The sequence below is a fragment of the Macrococcus brunensis genome, assembly GCF_004359615.1.
Lineage (GTDB): Bacteria > Bacillota > Bacilli > Staphylococcales > Staphylococcaceae > Macrococcus > Macrococcus brunensis.
In genome coordinates this window covers 13,262-32,895 of record NZ_SCWA01000014.1, presented here as the reverse complement: position 1 = coordinate 32,895, position 19,634 = coordinate 13,262, and the positions used below count along the sequence as shown (strand labels likewise).

The window sequence follows — 19,634 nt, the reverse complement described above, 5'->3', positions numbered from 1 at the left end:
AATGAAATTTCTTTCATTCGAGTATCAAGGTAAAGAAACATACGGCGTTAAAGTAAAACGCGAGGAAGCAGCATGGATTTTACCGAAAGTGTTTGAAGCATTTGGGGATGCTGACTATCCGAAAACATTGCTTGAAGGGTTACAGAAAAATGCAGAAATAGATTTTCAGGAAGCGGTACGCCAGGTGGTATCTAAAGCAGAAGAGCAGGGCGATAAAGAGAGCTACAAAGCACCGTTTGCTGATATCAAATTCCTGCCTCCAGTAACACCGACGAACAACGTCATTGCGGTCGGTCGTAACTATCAGGAACATGCGAAAGAGCTGAATAATGAAGTGGACCGTCTCTACGTATTCACTAAAGCACCATCAAGCTTAGTAGGTGATGGGAATACGATTCCACTACACGCAGATGTGACAAGTCAGCTGGACTATGAGGGCGAACTTGGTATTGTTATCGGTAAATATGGTCACAAGATTCCAAAAGGTCTTGCACTTGATTATGTTTATGGTTATACCATCATCAATGATATTACAGCACGTGATCTTCAGAAGGAGCATCTGCAGGCTTTCTTAAGTAAAAGTTTAATTGGCGGCTGTCCGATGGGTCCATACATCGCTACAAAAGATGAACTGCCGAATCCTGAGAACGTCAACATCGTAACGAAAGTCAATAACGAGATTCGTCAGGACGGTTCAACTTCAGATATGATTCTGAAGATTGACGATCTGATTGCAGAAGTTTCTAAATACGTAGCGCTTCACCCGGGTGATATTATTGCGACAGGTACACCAAGTGGCGTGGGCGCAGGCATGAATCCGCCGGTCTTCCTGAAGTCAGGAGATGAAGTCAAAGTTTCTATTGATGGTATCGGCACATTAGTCAATACGATTGCTGAATAAGTGAGAAGAAAGAAAAGAGCGTTTAGCTCTTTTCTTTTTTGGACATGAATATGTTAAACTGATAGTAAATACATGAAAGGAGGATACAGATGTTACATCTTCATATTTTAAGCTGGATTCTAGCTATCATTCTTTTCTTTGCTGCTTATCAGAACTTCTCTGATCGTCAAGGACCAAGCCAATACTTCAAACCGCTTCATATGGTACTGCGAGTCTTTTTATTACTGACGCTGATCAGTGGCGGTGTCGTGTTCTTCCAGACAATGGGCGGCGGTATGGCAGCTCAGTATGGCATTAAATTTCTGCTGGGTCTGATTACAATCGGTCTGATGGAAATGACACTCGCTAAAAAGAAAAAGAAGAAACCTTCTCGTACTTTCTTCTATTTAGTTATTTTCTTCGCATTACTGACAATCGGCATGGGTATCTGGTTACCTATGGGACCTATTTCAGCAATGTTCAACTAAGCTGATTCTTCGGAATCAGCTTTTTCTTATGAACTTTTTATGAATTAAGCCACAATTTCTGTCTCTTCAAGTATAATTTAAAGTATTAAGCGAATAGAGGGATAGAAATGAAGAAAATGATATTACTGCTGATGGCAGGCCTAATGGTTGCGCCGGCTGCACAAGCACAGGAGAAATCGCAGCCGAGAGTTTATAGTTTAGTCGTTGACCGTTTCTTAAATGGCACAGAAAAAAACAATGCACACATACATAATAATGATGACGATCAACTGCCCTATGGTGGGGATTTTCAAGGGATTGAAAGCAAACTGGATTATATCAAAGATATGGGCTTTAACGTCATCCATATCTCACCGATATTCAAGCATGAACAGAATGATTATCTGGGTTACAAAGTCACGAGCTATGACAAGATTGATGATGTCTACGGCGGCGATCAGCACTTCAAGGAGCTGATCAAAAAGATTCATGAGAAGAAAATGAAAATCGTTGTTGATATGCCGGTCGTCGCAACTAATGATTTTACTGCAGTAAAGACGCCTGTGATGAATGATATCCAGAAAGAATATTACGGCGATACTAAGATTATTGATCTGAAGAATGCGGCTAACCAGCAAAAATATAAGGCAAAAATGGCTGCCTTCGTCAAAGATTATCAAGTAGACGGTCTATCTATGTATACGCTGCAGGATGGCATTGACGCGGATAAAGTGATGCCTGACCTGCCAATGAATATGGCTATTCTGAACAAAGACATGACAGCAGAAAACTTTGATTATGTACAAAAAGAAGAAACGACTTTAAAACTGGCAAACGGATTTAAGAAAACAGATCAGCCATTACCGGATTCATTCGTTAAAAATGAACTGCTCGCAGCAGATAACTTCTTTATGCCACGTTTTACAAAGTATGCCGCGGATGAAAACATGTTTCCGGGTACACGCATTAAGTTACTGCTCAGCTATCTTCTCAGCCAGAAACAGCCGATGAGTATGACTTACGGCACAGAGATTGCGATGAATGGTGGCAAGATGCCTGAAATGCACCAGCTGCTGGATTTCCGAACAGAAAAAGAAGTGACCGACTATTTGAAGGCAACTTCAGGAGTATTTGATAAATATCGTGAAATGTTTGAGGGTAAGATGCAGGTACTCATGAATAAAGCTGGTCATCAGGTCATTCACTATGATACGGGGAAAGTGGACTTTATTTATAATCTTAATAACACAGATAAAGCGACTAAAGTCGAGCTTGGCACTGATGTCGTACCTAAAGGAAAGATGTTAAGTGGACTCTTGATCGGTGACTCCATCCATGAAAAAGAGGGTAAGTTTGAGCTCATCACAAACCGTGAAGAAGCAGAACTGTATGCGATCATTGATGACAGAGGACTGAACATTGGTTACATCATTGCTTCAATCGGTGTCGTTGTTGCATTTACACTGTTTATCATACTGGCCGCAAGAAAATCGAAGCGGAATAGATAGGTGTTTAGTAGGAGTTACTGGCGATAAATAGGATTTATCGCTGATAACTATGGCTAAACGTTGAAAATACATGGGTTACTGGCGATAAATGTGATTTATCGCTGATAACACCCCGCACAACAAATTGAAGACCGCGAGCCCTCACCGGACTTGCGGTCTTCTTCATATCTATTATTTTGCACGATAGCCTATCATATTGACGATATCTTTTGGTGCTGAGAAAGGCGGTGCATAGGCGATTTCGATATCTTTTAAGTCGTCAATCGTCATTTTAGCAATTATCGCAGTTGCTATGACATCCACTCGTTTATCAACACCTTGCTTACCGAAGAAGCAGGCACGTAAAATCTGACGTGTCTCTTTATCGTAATAGACTGATATATGCATCGGATGTGAGCGCGGCATGTATCTTGCCTGTGGATATTGATCGAAGGATACATGTGCTGCACCATATTCTTTCGCTTCTGCTTCACTGATACCTACACTTGCAATGGCATGGTCAAAGAAGCGGATAATATTTGTGCCAAGAAGGCCATTGAATGCTTTCATTTTACCCGCAAGATTTCCCGCGATCAGATTTGCTGCGCGGTGCGCTCCCCATGCAAGTGCGACGGTTGTTTTGGCGCCAGTATGCATATAGAATGTTTCAATTGCATCTCCAAGTGCATAAACATCCTGACTGGATGTCTGGAAATACTCATCTGTCACAATATAACCTTTGTCATTCAGGACAAGGTGACTATTTTCTAAGAAATCGGTATTCGGCGTAATCCCTACTGCTTCGATGACGAGGTCATAGTCTTCAGAAAAACCGGATTTAAATGTAACAGTCCTGCCTTCTATAGTAGCTACTTCATCATTTAACTGGGTCTTAATGGACTCTTCCTTCAGACAGTTCATTAAGTGCGGTAAAAACTGTGCATCCATCGTTTTAAGCAAGCGTTCACTTCGGTGGAGAAGTGTAACGTCAAGTCCGCGATTTTTTAAGTTCTCAATCATTTCGAGACTGATATATCCTGCACCGATGACAAGTGCTTTTCGAACATCATATTGCTCAATATGCTGTTCAATGATATCTGTATCTTCCAGTGTTCTCACCGGGAATGTGATGTCAGAACCTTTAAGCTGAGGTAAACGAACGGCTTTACAGCCGGGACTTAGGATGAGTTTGTCATAGTTCTCTTCTGTCGTAGCATTTGTCAGATGATTGTGAACGATCACAGATTTATTCGCTGTATCAACAGCGGTTACTTCATGGTAGAGATGAACCGCAATTTCTTTTCGTTCCTTGAAAGAATCTGCTGAAGCCTGTACAAGTTTCGAACGGTCTTCGATTTCATTGCCGAGATAATAGGGGAGTCCGCAATTGGCAAAACTCATATCGCGACCCTTTTCATAAACAACGATCTCTGCGTCTGGCAGCTCACGTCTAATCTGTGAGGCCACGGTTGCGCCACCTGCGACTGCGCCTACTACGATGATTTTCATATTAAGTTCTCCCTTCAAGATTAAAGTAACGAGCTAAAAATACACCGATGCCATCTTCATTGTTGGAAAGTGTGACTTCATCAGCCCGCAACTTCAGTTCCTGGATGGCATTAGCCATGGCAATACCTGTGCCGGCATACTCTATCATCTCGAAATCATTGTCTTCATCGCCAAACGCGATGATATGTTCCTGTTTAATACCTAATGTTTCAGAAACATATTGAATACCGACAGCTTTATTGATTCCTTTTTTGACGATCTCGATGACAGGGTAAGGTGCACCCCAGCGACGATGTTCCAGTTGTTCTGCATAGACATCGCTTAAGTGCTCACGGATAGCAGGGACATGTTCTTCTTCTGCCTGGATCAGAATACTAGTTGGTTCCTCCTGCAATGTGAGATTTAAGTCACCATTTTGAACGACTGGATTACCCATCGTGAAGCCGTGGAACAAGTATTCATCGTGGTAATGGAAATAAATATGGTCTTTCACTTCAGCGATGATATTCTGGATGTTCAAGTCTTCCAGCTGTTCGAATATAGCTTTTGCGATTGATAAATCGAGCGGTTCATGCACAACTTTAAAAGTATCGTCTTTTGGATGATGGATAAAAGCACCATTGAAGTTGACGATCGGTGAATCCAGGCCGAGTTCATTGTAATAAATTTCACTGGCGCGATAGGGGCGACCGGTTGAGATCATCACTTCATGCCCTTGCTCTTTTAATTGCTGAAGAATATTTTTAGTATAAGGTGAAACAGTTTTTTCATCTGTAAGTAAAGTGCCATCGAGATCGAGGCAGATTAAGTGTTTAGCGTTCATCAGTTCAATCCTTTCTGCCATCTATCATATCATTTAATTGGCGATAGTTAAGGAATTTGTTATAGTTAGAGAAAGTGAATGGAAGGAGTGAATAGCATGGAAGAAGCAATGAAAGATAGTATTCTCGGTGCACTGGAAAACGTTATTGATCCAGAGCTTGGAATTGATATCATTAATTTAGGACTTGTTTATCACGTCGATATGGATGATGACGGTATCGTCACTGTTGATATGACTTTAACATCTATGGGCTGCCCAATGGGACCTCAGATTATTGATCAGGTGAAGACAGCACTCGGCGAATTACCAGAAATTAAAGGTGTCGAAGTGAATATCGTCTGGAATCCACCTTGGAATAAAGAAATGATGAGCCGTTACGCTAAGATTGCACTTGGTGTCAGCTAATCAGAAACCCGCAGATTATTTTCTGCGGGTTTTTTTATTCGATTCTGCAGATATTAATTGGACAGCTTTCACAGCTGATTTCATCTTTGAGGTACTGGATGTTTTTAAGCATAATGTACTTACCTTTAACACTGATGATATCATCAGTCTTCAGCTGACTGATGACCCTGTTTATACCTTCTCGGGTCGTGCCGCACAGATTCGCAAGGTCATTATTTGTCATTTCAACATTCAGCAGAATACCTTCTTCCTGCTTAACGCCGTACGTATTGCTGAGTCTGATCAATGTTGAATAGAGCGCTCCTTTTTTGCCGAGGGTAAATAAATCACGCATCTTATATTCATTTTTGCTATTTTCATTCTGCTGCCAGAGCATCCATTCATACTTCATGACTTCATCAGCTAGTAAAGCGGTCTCGAAAGTCTTCAGTTCAATTTTGCGGACAGTGGCAGCTGACTTCACTTTAGCGAAGAGTGAATGTTTCTTAGGACCACATAACAGCGTCACAGCGCCAAAAATAGAACGGCTTGACAGCATCTTCATGGATAGTTCCTTACCATCTTCGACCATACGGTTAATGAGGACGATGCCGCTTTTGATGACATAGATATAGTCCGCCGGGTCTTCTGCCTGATAAATATACTGCCCTGCTTTAAAGGATTCTTCTTTACCGTTATCCAGAATATAGTTGACGACGTTCGTGGCTTCATGAAAATTGATTTGTACCATACTATTCATCCTTGTCCGCTTTTTTTCTATTATAGCATAGACGTTTTTCATAATATGGCACGATTTAAATTTTTCCGATATGAAAAGCATGATGTTTGTCACACGCATAAAATGGATATATAATATTATTAAAGGTCAAATATAGTCAAATGAGGTGGCAATATGAACGCAGATAAAATGACTTACAATGTCCAGACCGCTGTTGAAGCAGCCCAAAGTGATGCCGTAGAACGGAAAATGCAGACCATTGAACCTGAAAGTATTTTACTGCATTTTGCTAAAGATACGGATAGTATGCTGTCCACGGTTTTTGAAAGAGCGAACCTGAACTTAAAAGAATATACCGCTAAACTGGAAGAAAGATTGAATAGTCTGCCCGCAGTCAGTGGTGATAATATGCAGTACGGTCAGTATTTAAGCAATGACTTGAACCAGCTGATACAAAAATCTGAGCAACTGCAAAAAGAAATGTCAGATGACTATTTATCAGTGGAACATCTCATACTGGCAGCCGTTCAGTCTCATGGACTGACACGCGAGTTTGTCGGCAGCAAATCAGAAGTCATTAAAGAAATCATTAATCAGATCAGAGGAGGAAACCATGTGACATCACAAAATCCTGAAGTTCAATATGAAGTACTGAAAAAATATGGGAGAGACTTAGTTGAGGAAGTCCGTAACGGTAAAATGGATCCGGTTATCGGACGAGATGAAGAAGTTCGTAACGCGATTCGTATTTTAAGTCGTAAGACCAAGAATAATCCTATCTTAATCGGGGAACCGGGTGTCGGTAAGACTGCCATAGTCGAAGGACTGGCACAGCGTATCGTTCGTAAAGACGTGCCGGAATCACTTCTGAACAAAACTATTTTTGAACTGGATCTCAGTGCACTAGTTGCAGGCGCTAAATTCCGCGGTGAATTTGAAGAACGTTTAAAAGCCGTGTTAAAAGAAGTGAAGGAAAGTGAAGGACAGATTATTCTGTTCATTGACGAGATTCATATGATGGTCGGCGCCGGTAAAACAGAAGGGGCGATGGATGCCGGCAATATGTTAAAACCGATGCTTGCACGCGGAGAACTTCACTGCATCGGTGCGACTACGCTGAATGAGTATCGTCAATATATCGAGAAGGATTCTGCTTTAGAGCGTCGTTTCCAGAAAGTACTGGTAGCAGAACCGGACGTTGAAGATACTGTCTCTATTCTTCGTGGCCTGAAAGAAAGATACGAAGTATATCACGGTGTTCGTATTCAGGATAGAGCACTCGTTGCGGCAGCTGAACTGTCAGACCGTTATATTACTGATCGATTCCTGCCGGATAAAGCCATCGACTTAGTTGACCAGGCCTGTGCGACGATCCGTACAGAGATGGGATCTAATCCGACTGAACTGGATGCAGTCAATCGTCGAGTACTGCAGCTCGAAATTGAAGAAAAAGCATTGAAAAATGAAGAAGACAGTGCCAGCCGTATGCGTCTTGACGAACTGCAGAAAGAGCTTGCTGATGAGAAAGAGAAACAGCAGATTCTTGCGGCTAAAGTGGAAAAAGAGAAATCACAGATCCAGGTCTTACAGGAAAAACGCTCTGAACTGGATCAATACCGTACACAGCTGGAAGAAGCGCAGAATAACTATGATTTAGCGAAAGCTTCAGAGCTCCAGTATGGTAAGATCCCAGAAATCGAAAAAGAACTGGCACAGCTTGAAGAAGATTTTCAGGAAGAGACGAAAGGTAAGGACCGTCTGATCCGTGAAGTCGTGACAGATGAAGAGATCGGCTACATCGTATCGCAGTGGACAGGTATCCCAATCTCTAAACTAGTGGAAACAGAAAAAGAAAAACTGCTGAAACTATCCGATATTCTGCATGAACGTGTTGTCGGTCAGGACGAGGCAGTCGATTTAGTGGCAGATGCCGTCGTGCGTGCACGTGCTGGCATAAAAGATCCAAACCGTCCGATCGGCAGTTTCCTGTTCCTGGGTCCTACTGGGGTCGGTAAAACAGAGCTTGCCAAAGCACTGGCTAGTACGATGTTTGATTCAGAGAAACATATGATTCGAATCGATATGAGTGAATATATGGAAAAACACGCAGTGGCGAGACTTATCGGCGCGCCTCCAGGTTACATAGGTTATGAAGAAGGCGGACAGCTGACTGAAGCGGTTCGACGTCAGCCCTATTCAGTGATTCTGCTTGATGAAGTCGAAAAAGCCCATAGTGATGTCTTCAACGTACTTCTGCAGCTTCTGGACGAAGGCCGTCTGACAGATGCTAAAGGGCGTATCGTAGACTTTAAAAATACGATCATCATCATGACGAGTAACATCGGTTCACAATACTTGTTGAACGGTATTGAGGACGGTGAGATTACAGATGAAGCGCGCAGTCAGGTCGATGAAGCGCTGCATAGTTACTTCAAACCGGAAATCTTGAACCGTATGGACGATATCGTGCTCTTCAAACCACTCAGCGCAAATGACATGACTTTCATCGTCGACAAATTTGTTGATCAGCTGAACCGTCGTCTGATGGATCAGCACATGTCAGTGACAGTGGATCGATCCGTTAAAGAATGGGTGGCAAAAGAAGCTTATGCGCCAGAATTTGGTGCTCGTCCACTTAAGCGTTTCGTGCAGAGACATATTGAGACGCCTGTCGCTCGTCTTTTACTGCAGAACAGTCTTGCAGAAGGCGCACATATCAATATCACGATGAAGGAAGGCCAACTTGATTTAGAACTTCAATAAAAAAAGCGCAGTAGCTTAAAAATAAGCTACTGTGCTTTTTTAGTGATGATCGGTTGGAATCGGATCATTTGGAATTAATGCAGCCACGATAAGCGCCAGAACAGCGAAAACAACCGCCATGACATTTGCAGTCATCAGATGAAGTTCATTGCCGCCACCTAAGCTCATCAGTACGAAATTGATCATATGGACGAGGATAAAAGCCCATACAAACGTCATAATATAATGCATGTTAAAATCCCCCAATAATTGTTATACTATTGATTATAGAAGAGTTCATAGAAAAAGTATACCCTTACATGAGAGGCGAAATATGAAAAAAATAAGTCTGTTGGTAGCACTAGTTGCTATACTTTTGGTCACCATCTTTTTTTACAGTCGACCCCAGCATCGATTGACGACAATTGGGTTTCTATTTCCGGATTCCATGTATGACCAGACATGGGGAACAGAAGGATACAAAGGAATGCTTGAAATTGCTCAGTCATATGAAACAGCATTCTTTTATGAACAGAATATCAATACGAACGAAGAAATCAAGACTGCTGTCAAACGGATGGCAGACCGAAATGTCCAGGTTCTCTACGGACAAGGTATGGAATTTTCGGATGCATTTAATGAGGTCGCTGCAAAATATCCTGATATTCATTTTGTCGTATTTAACGGTGAATCTAAAGCGGACAATGTCACCATCATTAATATTGATGCCTATACAATGGGCTATTTCGGTGGCATGACTGCAGCACATCATTCTAAGACAGGTCATATCGGTGTCATCGGTTCTTTTAAATCTCAACCAGAGATAGAAGGCTTTAAAGACGGTGCGATATTTGAAAATAAAAATATAAAACTGCATGAATATTACGTCAAGACCTTCAGCTACGACAGCCGGGGTACTGATATTGCAGAGAATTTCATCAAAAATAAAAAAGTAGATGTGCTGTTTCCAGCTGGCGATGGCATCAATGCCGATATCATGTCATATGCAAGAGATCATGATACCAACGTCATCGGTTTTATCAGCGATCAGAGTAACTACGGTCCACAAGTATTGATGAGTACTCAGGTGAAGATCCCAGCCGCTTATGTCAAAGTAGCAAAACTATATGAAGAAGGAAACTTAAAAGGTGGAAGACTGAACTGGGGCATTAAAGAGAACCTGGTGGGCGTGGGTAAACTTTCCAGACGAATGGATAATCAGTTTACGACCCAGTTAAAGAAAGACCTTGCACACTACAAAGAAACAAACTTACTGCCGAGTGGAGAGACGCCTCCTGCTGAACATGATGCCTACCGTCAAGATTGAAATTCAGCTAATTCTGTGATAAATTAGTACCTGGTTATAATAACAGATTATAAGTAGGTGGATAGCGTTGGATATAGGTATAGTCGGTATTGGTGGCTACGTTCCAGAAAAACGGATGACCAATCAGGATTTTGAAGCGTTTCTAGATACATCAGATGAATGGATTACCAAGATGACGGGTATAAAAGAAAGACGGTTTGCAGCAGTGGACGAGGATACGAGTGATCTCGCTTTTATCGCTGCAGAACGAGCGATTAAAGACGCAGGTATCGCTAAAGATGAAATAGATATGGTGCTCGTTGCGACGGCAACAGGTGACCACAAGTTTCCTTCAGTTGCTTGTCAGCTGCAGGAACGTTTAGGACTGAGACAAGTACCTGCAATGGATCAGCTGGCCGCCTGTACAGGATTCATCTATTCGATGGTCACAGCACAGCAGTTCATCCAGACAGGGGTCTGTAAATATGTCTTAGTCATCGGCGCAGAAAAATTGTCGAAAATTGCAGACATGACAGATCGCAATACTGCGATTCTCTTCGGTGACGGCGCGGCTGCAGTCGTGATGGGCCAGGTCAGCGCAGGACGCGGTATCCGGAACTTCCAGCTCGGCAGTGATGGGATAGGTGGGGAATATCTATATGACAGAAAAGAAGACCACCTGCTCGAGATGAACGGCCGGGAAGTCTTCAAGTTTGCTGTCAGAATAATGGGGGACATGGCGCAGAAGACAGTCAAAGAAGCGGGACTTGAACCAGAGGATATCGATATGTTTATACCCCATCAGGCGAATATCCGAATCATGGAATCAGCACGCCAGAGACTCGGAATTGATAAAGAGAAAATGAGTGTGACAGTCGACCGTTATGGTAACACATCTGCTGCATCCATCCCTCTGTCCTTGATTCATGAACTCGAAAAAGGTACGGTAAAAGAAGACAGTAAAATTGTACTCGTAGGATTCGGCGGCGGACTCACATACGGCGCCATTACACTGGTCTACGGTAAATAGGAGGATAATATGAAGAGAAGAGTAGTGATTACTGGAATAGGTGCTTTAAGTCCGCTAGGTAACGATGCATCAACCACTTATGAAAATGCGATTAAAGGCGTAAATGGGATTGATTATATTACAAGACTTGATGTCTCTGATTTCAGCGTTAAGATTGCCGGAGAATTAAAAGATTTCAATATCGAAGACCATCTGGAGAGAAAAGAGGCACGTAAGATGGACCGCTTTACACAGTACGGTGTGGTAGCTGCTCGTGAAGCGCTTAAAGACAGCAGGCTTGAAATAACAGATGAAAACAGTGACCGTATCGGTGTATGGGTCGGTTCGGGTATCGGCGGAATGGAATCGTTTGAGACCGCTTATGATCAGATGTTAAAACGTGGACCGAACCGGATCAGTCCGTTCTTTGTGCCGATGCTCATCCCTGACATGGCTGCAGGACAGATTTCGATTGATCTGGGCGCAAAAGGACCGAATGGCTGTACAGTTACAGCGTGTGCGACAGGGACGAACAGTATCGGTGACGCCTACCGCATCATCCAGTACGGTGATGCAGACGCAATGATCGCAGGCGGAGCCGAAGCCCCGATCACAAAAATGGGCATCGCAGGCTTTATAGCCAATAAAGCACTGTCAACAAACAATAACCCGGACGAAGCATGTCGACCTTTCCAGGAAGGACGAGACGGTTTCGTGATGGGGGAGGGGGCAGGTGTTGTCGTTCTAGAAGAACTGGAACATGCGAAAAAACGTGGCGCGCACATCTATGCTGAAATTGCTGGCTACGGCAACAATGGTGATGCCTATCATATTACAGCGCCCGCACCAGAAGGAGAAGGCGGCGCACGTGCGATGAAAATGGCGATTAAAGATGCAGGCATCACACCTGACCAGATCCAGTATTTGAATGCACATGGTACAAGCACACCGATCGGTGATCTATATGAAACAGAAGCGATTAAAACTGTATTCGGTGAAGCAGCGAAGAATCTGAAAGTATCCTCGACGAAGTCAATGACAGGTCACCTGCTCGGTGCGACTGGTGCAATCGAAGCTATTCTGACAGCACTGGCGATTCATAATGGAACCGTTCCACCGACAATACATCAGGACCAGCCAGATCCGGCATGTGATCTTGATTATATTCCGAATGAAGCGATTGAGATGGACATTGAATATGCTCTATCCAACAGCTTAGGCTTTGGTGGTCATAATGCAGTCATCGTCCTTAAAAAATATCAGGACTAATAAAAGAAGCGAAGACTCCTTGTAAGAGTCTTCGCTTCTTTTATTTGATTAGATAAGAAAATACGAGTGAAATTACAATACCAGCTAGAGCAGTTAAAATCATCGGCACAGTAAACGCATATCTTTCATTGCGGATTCTGACTTCTTTCTGGTTATACAAGTCATCATCAGCCATCGTTTCTTTCAGACGCTTAGGGGCAGTGACATAATGAAAACGTCTGAAAGAATGCCCCATAATACTGAATGCGCCGTCTGAGAACAAATATATGAGTAAACCTATACAGAACATCAATAGCGCATACATGAACAATGTATCAAAAAAATGAATCATACTGAAACCATAAAAAAACAAAGAAACAATACTTAAAAACAATAATATCGAAATAAATAAACTATAGAATTTGAACTTCACTTATAACCCTCCACTTATATCCTCATTAGTATTGTACAGTAAAATCGGATTGATGTATAACAGATAAATATTTCATTTACCAAATCATTGAAAATAGCCGACTATTTTAGTATGAATATGTATTAATAAATATAATAATGAATATTAATAAATTCAACATCGCTTTAACGCAATGAAATAGGATAATTTTATACATATTAAAGAGAATTCTGAATAAAAAATGTATTGCAAAAAGTAAGAAATTATCATTATAATGATGCTAAGGCTTTAGAGAAGTAAAGGTTAAGAGGCAAATTGTATTATAACAATAAGTGTGATTTACAATAAATTATCAGAATAATTTTTTTATTTTCAAAAAGTTATATGAATTTTGTGAAAACTTAGTTATGATAATTGTTAAGTAAAGCTTAACCTAAAAAAAGGAGGAAAAATAATGTTAAAGTTTGTTCTAAAGAGATTAGGCTACATGTTTATCACTTTGTTCATAGTAGCTACTGCAACTTTCTTCTTGATGAAGTTAATGCCAGGGTCTCCCTATAACGATGAAAAACTGACGCCTGAGCAAAAAGCAATTGTTAATGAAAAATACGGCCTTAACGATCCGGTTGGTGTCCAATATGTCAACTATTTAAAAAATGTGGCAACAGGTGATTTAGGAAATTCATTCCAATATGATAATCGTTCTGTTACTGAACTTGTTATTCCACGTTTAGGACCCTCAGCAGAAGTAGGGCTTTATGCACTTATATTAGGGGTTGTCGTCGGCATCATATTAGGTGTAGTCGCAGCCGTCAAACAGAATACATGGATCGATTATCTCGCGACTATATTCTCTGTTATCGCTATTTCTGTTCCTTCATTCGTCTTAGCTGTTCTTCTCCAATATTTCTTCGCTGTAAAATGGCAGATTTTTAAAGTTGCTGGTTGGGAAGGCCCAATGTATGCGGTTCTGCCGGCTCTTGCATTATCAGCTGGAGTGACAGCAACTATCGCGCGTTATATTCGCTCTGAGATGATTGAAGTTCTGAGCTCAGACTATATCACGCTTGCAAAAGCAAAAGGAAATTCAACGAACAAGGTTTTATACGGGCACGCGCTGCGAAATGCGTTAATTCCCATCATTACATTAATAGGTCCTATGACTGTTGGTATCCTTACGGGTGCGCTCACAATCGAAACAATCTTCGGTATTCCGGGTATTGGTGATCAGTTCGTCCGTTCTATTCAGATGAATGACTATCCTGTCATCATGGGTTTAACACTGTTCTTCAGTTTCTTATTTGTAGCTGTCTTATTAGTGGTTGATATTCTATACGGTATCATCGATCCACGTATCCGTGTACAAGGAGGAAAAGACTAATGGTAAAAGAAAGAGAAACTTATACGCATGCCGATGTTGATCAGAACTTATCAACAAGCCGTGCGCAGCCTTTTGTACTGGCAAATCGTGACGAAATCTATGAAGACAGGATTGAACGTGAAAGTCGGACGTTCTGGCAGGATGCATGGCTGCAGTTAAAATCCAATAAAGCAGCTATCGCGGGTCTGATCGGCCTTATCTTAATTCTTTTAATGGCGCTTATCGGTCCAATGATCAGCGGCCATACTTTTAAGGCACAAAACGTCGATCATGCGAACTTACCACCTAAAATTGAAGCTTTAAAAGATATCCATTTCCTACCGTTTGATGGTCGTGATAAAGATAACTTTGATATGTATGAAGCGAAAAATGTCAAAGAAAGCTACTGGTTCGGTACAGATGACCTTGGCCGTGATATCTTCACTCGTGTCTGGGAAGGAACAAAAGTATCGATACTGATTGGTGTTGTTGCAGCATTCCTTGATGTGGTCATCGGTATCACTTATGGTGCGATTTCCGGTTTCTTTGGAGGTACAGTTGATAATGTCATGCAACGTATCATCGAAATCATCGCCTCTATACCTAACCTGATTATCATGATTTTATTCGTTATCATTTTCGATGCAAGCATCATGACCATTATCCTGGCCATGTCTCTGACAGGCTGGATAGGGATGAGCCGTATCGTTCGTGGACAGTTCCTGAAACTGAAGTCACAGGAATACGTTCTTGCTTCTCGTACTTTAGGGGCATCTAATTCAAGCTTAATTTTCAAACACATTTTACCTAATACACTAGGCCCTATCATTGTTACTGCAATGTTCTCAGTACCTGGTGCGATTTTCTTCGAAGCTTTCTTAAGCTTTATCGGTTTAGGTATTCCTTCACCGGCAGCGTCTTTAGGTTCATTAGTCAATGATGGACGTAAAATGTTATTAATCCATCCATATCAGATGTTTATTCCATCAGCAGTATTAAGTTTATTGATTCTTTGCTTCTACTTATTTGGTGATGGTGTACGTGATGCACTCGATCCGAAAATGCGTAAATAATAAAGGAGGAAATATAAATGGCACAAAGAATTTTGGAAGTGAGAAACCTGAAAGTTTCCTTCGATATCCATGCAGGAGAAGTGCAGGCTGTACGTGGAGTAGACTTTCACCTTGATAAAGCGGAAACGCTGGCAATCGTAGGCGAATCAGGTTCGGGTAAGTCAGTTACAACTAAAGCTATTATGCGATTATTGCCTACACCACCAAGTCGTATTAAAGAAGGACAGATTCTTTTTGATGGTAAAGATTTAGCGAAGCTATCAGAAAAAGAAATGCAAAAAGTACGTGGCCGTGACATTTCAATGATTTTCCAGGATCCGATGACTTCATTGAATCCGACGATGAAAATCGGTAAGCAAGTGATGGAACCCTTAATCAAGCATCAAAAGTTATCGAAAGCAGATGCTAAAGCTCGAGCAATTGATATTTTAAACTTAGTTGGCTTACCTAATGCAGAAGGTCGTTTTAATAACTATCCTCACCAATTCTCGGGAGGTCAGCGTCAGCGTATCGTTATAGCGACAGCACTTGCATGTGACCCGAAAGTGCTAATTGCTGACGAACCGACGACCGCACTTGATGTAACGATTCAGGCACAGATTCTTGAACTGATGAAAGACTTACAGAAAAAAATTGATACTTCAATCATCTTCATTACTCATGATTTAGGCGTCGTTGCTAACGTTGCTGACCGCGTAGCAGTCATGTATGGTGGACAGATTGTTGAAACAGGTACAGTTGACGAGATTTTCTATGATCCGAAACATCCATATACATGGGGCCTGCTATCTTCTATGCCAAGTCTTGACACTGCACAGGATACACAGCTTAAAGCGATTCCAGGTACTCCACCAGACCTCATCAAACCACCTGTTGGAGATGCATTTGCACGTCGTTCTGATTATGCACTTCAGATTGATTTTGAACAGGAGCCACCTTGGTACCAGGTATCACCGACTCATTTCGTCAAATCATGGTTAATGGATCCACAGGCACCTCAAGTGGACCCGCCAGAAATGGTTAAAATGAAGCAGAGAAAACTTCCTGGCCAGTTCGATCAGCCAAGACAAGTAGAGGGGGTAAGCTTCTAATGAGAGAAGAATATAAACAGGATCTGCATCCTGATACACTTAAAGAACACAGCATTGAAGATGGGCCATTAGTCGTCGATGAATCTCAGATTACTGAAACGACAGCTCAGTACTCAGATAGAGAGCTGAACAAGACTGAACTGACTGAAGATGAACTCAGAGCATCTGGTTACACAACGCATTACGGTGCTAATAAGGAAAAACTGATTGAAGTTAAAAACCTGAAGCAATATTTTAATGTGGGAAAATCTAATGAAGTTAAAGCGATTGATGATATTTCATTTGATATTTATAAAGGGGAGACACTTGGCTTTGTAGGAGAATCAGGCTGCGGGAAGTCAACAACAGGGCGTTCTCTCATCAAACTTTATGATGCAACAGGTGGTAAAGTGTACTTTGATGGCACTGATATCCAGTCTATTAAACGCAAGAAAGACTTGCTGCATTTCAATCGTCGTATGCAGATGATCTTCCAGGATCCTTATGCATCTCTTAATCCAAGACTTAAAGTCATGGATATTATTGCTGAAGGCATTGATATTCATAAACTTGCTAAAAATAAACAGGACCGTGCAAACCGTGTCTATGAATTATTACAGACAGTTGGACTTAATAAAGAACATGCCAACCGTTATCCACACGAGTTCTCTGGTGGCCAGCGTCAACGTATTGGAATTGCCCGTGCACTCGCAGTTGAACCTGATTTTATCATAGCTGACGAGCCGATTTCAGCACTAGACGTGTCTATCCAGGCTCAAGTTGTCAACTTGATGCAGGAGCTCCAAAGAGAACGCGGCATCACATTTATGTTTATTGCTCATGACTTATCGATGGTAAAATACATCTCTGACCGTATTGGTGTTATGTACTTCGGTAAATTAGTTGAAATTGGTCCAGCAGATGCTATCTATAACAATCCACTTCATGAGTATACAAAATCGCTGCTTTCAGCTATTCCACTTCCAGACCCTGAAAGTGAACGTACGCGTGTCAGACATACTTATAATCCGGATGTTCATGCCTATTCAGCGGACGATGTGTTAGAACTTCGTGAAGTTGCACCAGATCATTATGTTTATTGTTCGCCAAGTGAATATGAAAAACATAAAGCAAATTATAACCATCATAAAGGCACAACAGCTGTCGGCCAGTTATAAGATCGAAACCATACTTTGAGTATGGTTTTCTCTTATAGGTTTATTAACTATTTTATATAAAAATTAGAATTTACAGATGTTAATAGAGTAAAACAGTGTAAAAAGTGAATTAATATAAATTATTAAAAAAGTCAAAATATTTAAAAAAAGTATTGCAACATGTAAGTTGGTAAAATATAATTAATACAAATCTTCTGAAAATTCAATACAGATTGATTTTCACTAAACAATAGGGGGCAAATTCATGAAGAAGCAAAGTTCATTATTCTTAGCATCATTAATCGCAGTATCAGGTTTTACAGCAGCTTGTACAGGCGGCGGCAACGATTCTAAAGACACCAAATCTACTGGAGATTCTGGTAGCGGCGGTGGAGAAGAACAAGTATTAAATTTCGCTTCTAGTTCAGATATTCCGACACTTGACTCATCATTAGCGACTGACCAAGTTTCTTTTGATACATTCAACCAAGTTATGGAAGGTCTTTACACTTTAGATAAAGATGACAAAGCAGTACCAGGCGTAGCTGAAGGGGATCCTGAAATTTCTAAGGACGGCAAAACTTGGACTATTAAATTACGTAAAGATGCTAAATGGTCAAATGGCGACCCTGTAACAGCTAAGGATTTCGTCTTTGCTTGGCAACGTTCATTAGATCCTAAGACAGCTGCAGAATATGCTTACATCATGATGGATCTTAAAAATGCTGCTGCAGTCAATGAAGGCAAAATGAAGCCATCAGAATTAGGTGTTAAAGCAGTAGATGACAATACACTTGAAATTCAGTTAGAAACAGCTGTACCATACTTCAAAGAGTTACTTGCATTCGGTTCATTCTTACCGCAGAACGAAAAATTCGTTAAAGAGCAAGGTTCTAAATACGGAACAACTAAAGATACAACTCTTTACAATGGACCTTTTGTTTTAAGCGAATGGAATACAGAGAAAAACTTCCAGTATAAGAAAAATGATCAATATTGGGATAAAGATAAAGTGAAGTTAACAGAAGTTAACTACCAGGTCGTTAAAGACGCTCAAACAGCGCTTAACATGTACACAACTGGTGATATCGATACAGTAGGTTTAACTGCTGAGAACGTTGATAAATATAAATCAGACAAAAACTTCTCTACTGAACTTGATGCTTCAACATACTTCGTTCGTATGAACCAAGGTAAAAACAAAGATTTAGCGAATAAAAACTTACGTCTTGCTTTAGCTAAATCTATCGACAAAGAAAAGTTAACAAAAACGATTCTTAACAATGGTTCTATCGCTATCGATACGTTAATGCCTAAAGAATTCGTGAAAAACGAAGCAGGTGAAGACTACATTTCAGGTGTTAAATCTCCACTTAACTACGATAAAGCAGAAGCGCAGAAATATTTAGAAAAAGCGAAGAAAGAACTGGGCAAAGATAAGTTCGAATTCGAATACTTAACATTCGATGCTGATACAGCTAAAAAAGCTGGTGAGTATGTTAAAGAGCAAGTTGAAACTTCATTACCTGGCGTAACGCTTAAAATTAAACAGCAGCCATTCAAACAAAAACTTGAGTTAGAATCTAAAGGTAACTACGAACTTGCATTCGGCGGCTGGGGTCCTGACTATCCAGACCCAATGACATTCCTTGATATGTTCGTTACTAAAGGTGCTCACAACCAGACAGGCTGGTCTAATGCAGAATTTGATAAGATGATCAAAGATGCTAAAGGTCCATTACTTCAAAAGCCTGAAGAACGTTGGACAACTTTACAAGACGCAGAAACTAAATTCTTAGATGAAGCAGTTATCATCCCGATGTATCAAGCAGGTGGCGCACGTTTACGTCAAGGCTACATCAAAAACTTCGTCACTCACAAATTCGCTGGAGACACTACTCTTAAAGAAACTTACATCGAAGGCAAAAAATAATACGAAAAGGAGCAATCAGCTGATTGCTCCTTTTT

18 protein-coding genes are annotated in these 19,634 nt (G+C 41.1%); 13 read left to right on the top strand and 5 right to left on the bottom strand.

Annotated features, from left to right (window positions below):
* The first annotated feature begins 1 nt into the window (after window position 1).
* The 3 genes from ERX27_RS08280 (at window position 2) to ERX27_RS08270 (ending at window position 2,855) form a co-directional block, all read left to right on the top strand.
* Window positions 2-901 carry a fumarylacetoacetate hydrolase family protein gene (locus ERX27_RS08280; RefSeq protein ID WP_133432368.1) on the top strand — a complete coding sequence of 300 codons (900 nt, stop codon included), beginning with the start codon at window positions 2-4 and terminating at the stop codon, window positions 899-901.
* Between the two features lie 89 nt (window positions 902-990).
* A complete protein-coding gene (locus ERX27_RS08275) occupies window positions 991-1,368 on the top strand; it encodes a YisL family protein (RefSeq protein ID WP_133432367.1) in 378 nt (125 codons plus the stop codon).
* Between the two features lie 107 nt (window positions 1,369-1,475).
* The gene (locus ERX27_RS08270) at window positions 1,476-2,855 is read left to right on the top strand and encodes an alpha-amylase family glycosyl hydrolase (RefSeq protein ID WP_133432366.1); all 1,380 of its coding nucleotides are present in this window, start codon (window positions 1,476-1,478) and stop codon (window positions 2,853-2,855) included.
* A 171-nt stretch (window positions 2,856-3,026) separates the two neighbouring features.
* Here ERX27_RS08270 and ERX27_RS08265 read toward each other — a convergent pair whose 3' ends face one another.
* Both ERX27_RS08265 and ERX27_RS08260 read right to left on the bottom strand, forming a co-directional pair.
* Window positions 3,027-4,343: a CoA-disulfide reductase gene (locus ERX27_RS08265; protein WP_133432365.1), complete on the bottom strand. Its 1,317-nt coding sequence runs from the start codon at window positions 4,341-4,343 to the stop codon at window positions 3,027-3,029.
* 1 nt (window position 4,344) lies between these two features.
* Window positions 4,345-5,187, bottom strand: a complete 843-nt coding sequence (locus ERX27_RS08260) for a Cof-type HAD-IIB family hydrolase (protein WP_279434105.1) — start codon at window positions 5,185-5,187, stop codon at window positions 4,345-4,347.
* Window positions 5,188-5,262: 75 nt separating this feature from the next.
* Between ERX27_RS08260 and ERX27_RS08255 the strand changes: the two genes are divergently transcribed.
* Window positions 5,263-5,571, top strand: a complete 309-nt coding sequence (locus tag ERX27_RS08255) for a metal-sulfur cluster assembly factor (protein WP_133432364.1) — start codon at window positions 5,263-5,265, stop codon at window positions 5,569-5,571.
* 34 nt (window positions 5,572-5,605) lie between these two features.
* Here the strand turns inward: ERX27_RS08255 and ERX27_RS08250 are convergent, their stop codons facing one another.
* Window positions 5,606-6,301, bottom strand: coding sequence for a Crp/Fnr family transcriptional regulator (locus tag ERX27_RS08250; RefSeq protein WP_133432363.1), 696 nt, complete (start codon window positions 6,299-6,301; stop codon window positions 5,606-5,608).
* A gap of 162 nt (window positions 6,302-6,463) precedes the next feature.
* Between ERX27_RS08250 and clpB the strand changes: the two genes are divergently transcribed.
* The gene (gene clpB, locus ERX27_RS08245) at window positions 6,464-9,052 is read left to right on the top strand and encodes an ATP-dependent chaperone ClpB (RefSeq protein WP_133432362.1); all 2,589 of its coding nucleotides are present in this window, start codon (window positions 6,464-6,466) and stop codon (window positions 9,050-9,052) included.
* A 39-nt stretch (window positions 9,053-9,091) separates the two neighbouring features.
* On the opposite strand, the gene ERX27_RS08240 is transcribed toward clpB, so the two are convergent.
* Entirely contained in the window at window positions 9,092-9,283 is a 192-nt protein-coding gene (locus ERX27_RS08240; protein ID WP_133432361.1) for a YjzD family protein, read from the bottom strand.
* Window positions 9,284-9,365: 82 nt separating this feature from the next.
* Here ERX27_RS08240 and ERX27_RS08235 point away from each other — a divergent pair, with 82 nt between their 5' ends.
* The 3 genes from ERX27_RS08235 to fabF all read left to right on the top strand — a co-directional run bounded on the left by ERX27_RS08235 (window position 9,366) and on the right by fabF (window position 12,615).
* The gene (locus ERX27_RS08235; RefSeq protein ID WP_165983134.1) at window positions 9,366-10,358 is read left to right on the top strand and encodes a BMP family ABC transporter substrate-binding protein; all 993 of its coding nucleotides are present in this window, start codon (window positions 9,366-9,368) and stop codon (window positions 10,356-10,358) included.
* 67 nt (window positions 10,359-10,425) lie between these two features.
* Window positions 10,426-11,367 carry a beta-ketoacyl-ACP synthase III gene (locus tag ERX27_RS08230; protein ID WP_133432359.1) on the top strand — a complete coding sequence of 314 codons (942 nt, stop codon included), beginning with the start codon at window positions 10,426-10,428 and terminating at the stop codon, window positions 11,365-11,367.
* Between the two features lie 9 nt (window positions 11,368-11,376).
* Complete coding sequence (gene fabF / locus ERX27_RS08225; protein WP_133432358.1) at window positions 11,377-12,615, top strand: beta-ketoacyl-ACP synthase II; 1,239 nt, start codon at window positions 11,377-11,379, stop codon at window positions 12,613-12,615.
* 40 nt (window positions 12,616-12,655) lie between these two features.
* On the opposite strand, the gene ERX27_RS08220 is transcribed toward fabF, so the two are convergent.
* Window positions 12,656-13,027 carry a DUF3899 domain-containing protein gene (locus ERX27_RS08220; protein WP_133432357.1) on the bottom strand — a complete coding sequence of 124 codons (372 nt, stop codon included), beginning with the start codon at window positions 13,025-13,027 and terminating at the stop codon, window positions 12,656-12,658.
* 433 nt (window positions 13,028-13,460) lie between these two features.
* Here ERX27_RS08220 and opp3b point away from each other — a divergent pair, with 433 nt between their 5' ends.
* The 5 genes from opp3b (at window position 13,461) to ERX27_RS08195 (ending at window position 19,599) form a co-directional block, all read left to right on the top strand.
* A complete protein-coding gene (gene opp3b / locus ERX27_RS08215) occupies window positions 13,461-14,387 on the top strand; it encodes an oligopeptide ABC transporter permease (protein WP_133432356.1) in 927 nt (308 codons plus the stop codon).
* Window positions 14,387-15,439 (top strand): oligopeptide ABC transporter permease, encoded by a 1,053-nt coding sequence (gene opp3C / locus ERX27_RS08210; protein ID WP_133432355.1) that lies wholly within the window; start codon window positions 14,387-14,389, stop codon window positions 15,437-15,439. The genes opp3b and opp3C overlap by 1 nt, the downstream gene beginning before the upstream one ends.
* A 17-nt stretch (window positions 15,440-15,456) precedes the next feature.
* Entirely contained in the window at window positions 15,457-16,530 is a 1,074-nt protein-coding gene (locus ERX27_RS08205; RefSeq protein ID WP_133432354.1) for an ABC transporter ATP-binding protein, read from the top strand.
* A complete protein-coding gene (locus ERX27_RS08200; RefSeq protein ID WP_239035418.1) occupies window positions 16,530-17,687 on the top strand; it encodes an ABC transporter ATP-binding protein in 1,158 nt (385 codons plus the stop codon). Before ERX27_RS08205 ends, ERX27_RS08200 begins: the two co-directional genes overlap by 1 nt.
* Window positions 17,688-17,931: 244 nt before the next feature.
* On the top strand, window positions 17,932-19,599 hold the full coding sequence (locus ERX27_RS08195; RefSeq protein ID WP_133432353.1) for a peptide ABC transporter substrate-binding protein: 1,668 nt from the start codon (window positions 17,932-17,934) through the stop codon (window positions 19,597-19,599).
* Window positions 19,600-19,634: the final 35 nt, after the last annotated feature.

Excerpts from the sequence above, each read along its gene's own strand:
- ERX27_RS08280 (WP_133432368.1), top strand. The coding sequence starts at position 2 with ATGAAATTTCTTTCATTCGAGTATCAAGGTAAAGAAACATACGGCGTT.
- ERX27_RS08275 (WP_133432367.1), top strand. The coding sequence starts at position 991 with ATGTTACATCTTCATATTTTAAGCTGGATTCTAGCTATCATTCTTTTC.
- ERX27_RS08270 (WP_133432366.1), top strand. The coding sequence starts at position 1,476 with ATGAAGAAAATGATATTACTGCTGATGGCAGGCCTAATGGTTGCGCCG.
- ERX27_RS08265 (WP_133432365.1), bottom strand. The coding sequence starts at position 4,343 with ATGAAAATCATCGTAGTAGGCGCAGTCGCAGGTGGCGCAACCGTGGCC.
- ERX27_RS08260 (WP_279434105.1), bottom strand. The coding sequence starts at position 5,187 with ATGGCAGAAAGGATTGAACTGATGAACGCTAAACACTTAATCTGCCTC.
- ERX27_RS08255 (WP_133432364.1), top strand. The coding sequence starts at position 5,263 with ATGGAAGAAGCAATGAAAGATAGTATTCTCGGTGCACTGGAAAACGTT.
- ERX27_RS08250 (WP_133432363.1), bottom strand. The coding sequence starts at position 6,301 with ATGGTACAAATCAATTTTCATGAAGCCACGAACGTCGTCAACTATATT.
- clpB (WP_133432362.1), top strand. The coding sequence starts at position 6,464 with ATGAACGCAGATAAAATGACTTACAATGTCCAGACCGCTGTTGAAGCA.
- ERX27_RS08240 (WP_133432361.1), bottom strand. The coding sequence starts at position 9,283 with ATGCATTATATTATGACGTTTGTATGGGCTTTTATCCTCGTCCATATG.
- ERX27_RS08235 (WP_165983134.1), top strand. The coding sequence starts at position 9,366 with ATGAAAAAAATAAGTCTGTTGGTAGCACTAGTTGCTATACTTTTGGTC.
- fabF (WP_133432358.1), top strand. The coding sequence starts at position 11,377 with ATGAAGAGAAGAGTAGTGATTACTGGAATAGGTGCTTTAAGTCCGCTA.
- opp3b (WP_133432356.1), top strand. The coding sequence starts at position 13,461 with ATGTTAAAGTTTGTTCTAAAGAGATTAGGCTACATGTTTATCACTTTG.
- opp3C (WP_133432355.1), top strand. The coding sequence starts at position 14,387 with ATGGTAAAAGAAAGAGAAACTTATACGCATGCCGATGTTGATCAGAAC.
- ERX27_RS08205 (WP_133432354.1), top strand. The coding sequence starts at position 15,457 with ATGGCACAAAGAATTTTGGAAGTGAGAAACCTGAAAGTTTCCTTCGAT.
- ERX27_RS08200 (WP_239035418.1), top strand. The coding sequence starts at position 16,530 with ATGAGAGAAGAATATAAACAGGATCTGCATCCTGATACACTTAAAGAA.
- ERX27_RS08195 (WP_133432353.1), top strand. The coding sequence starts at position 17,932 with ATGAAGAAGCAAAGTTCATTATTCTTAGCATCATTAATCGCAGTATCA.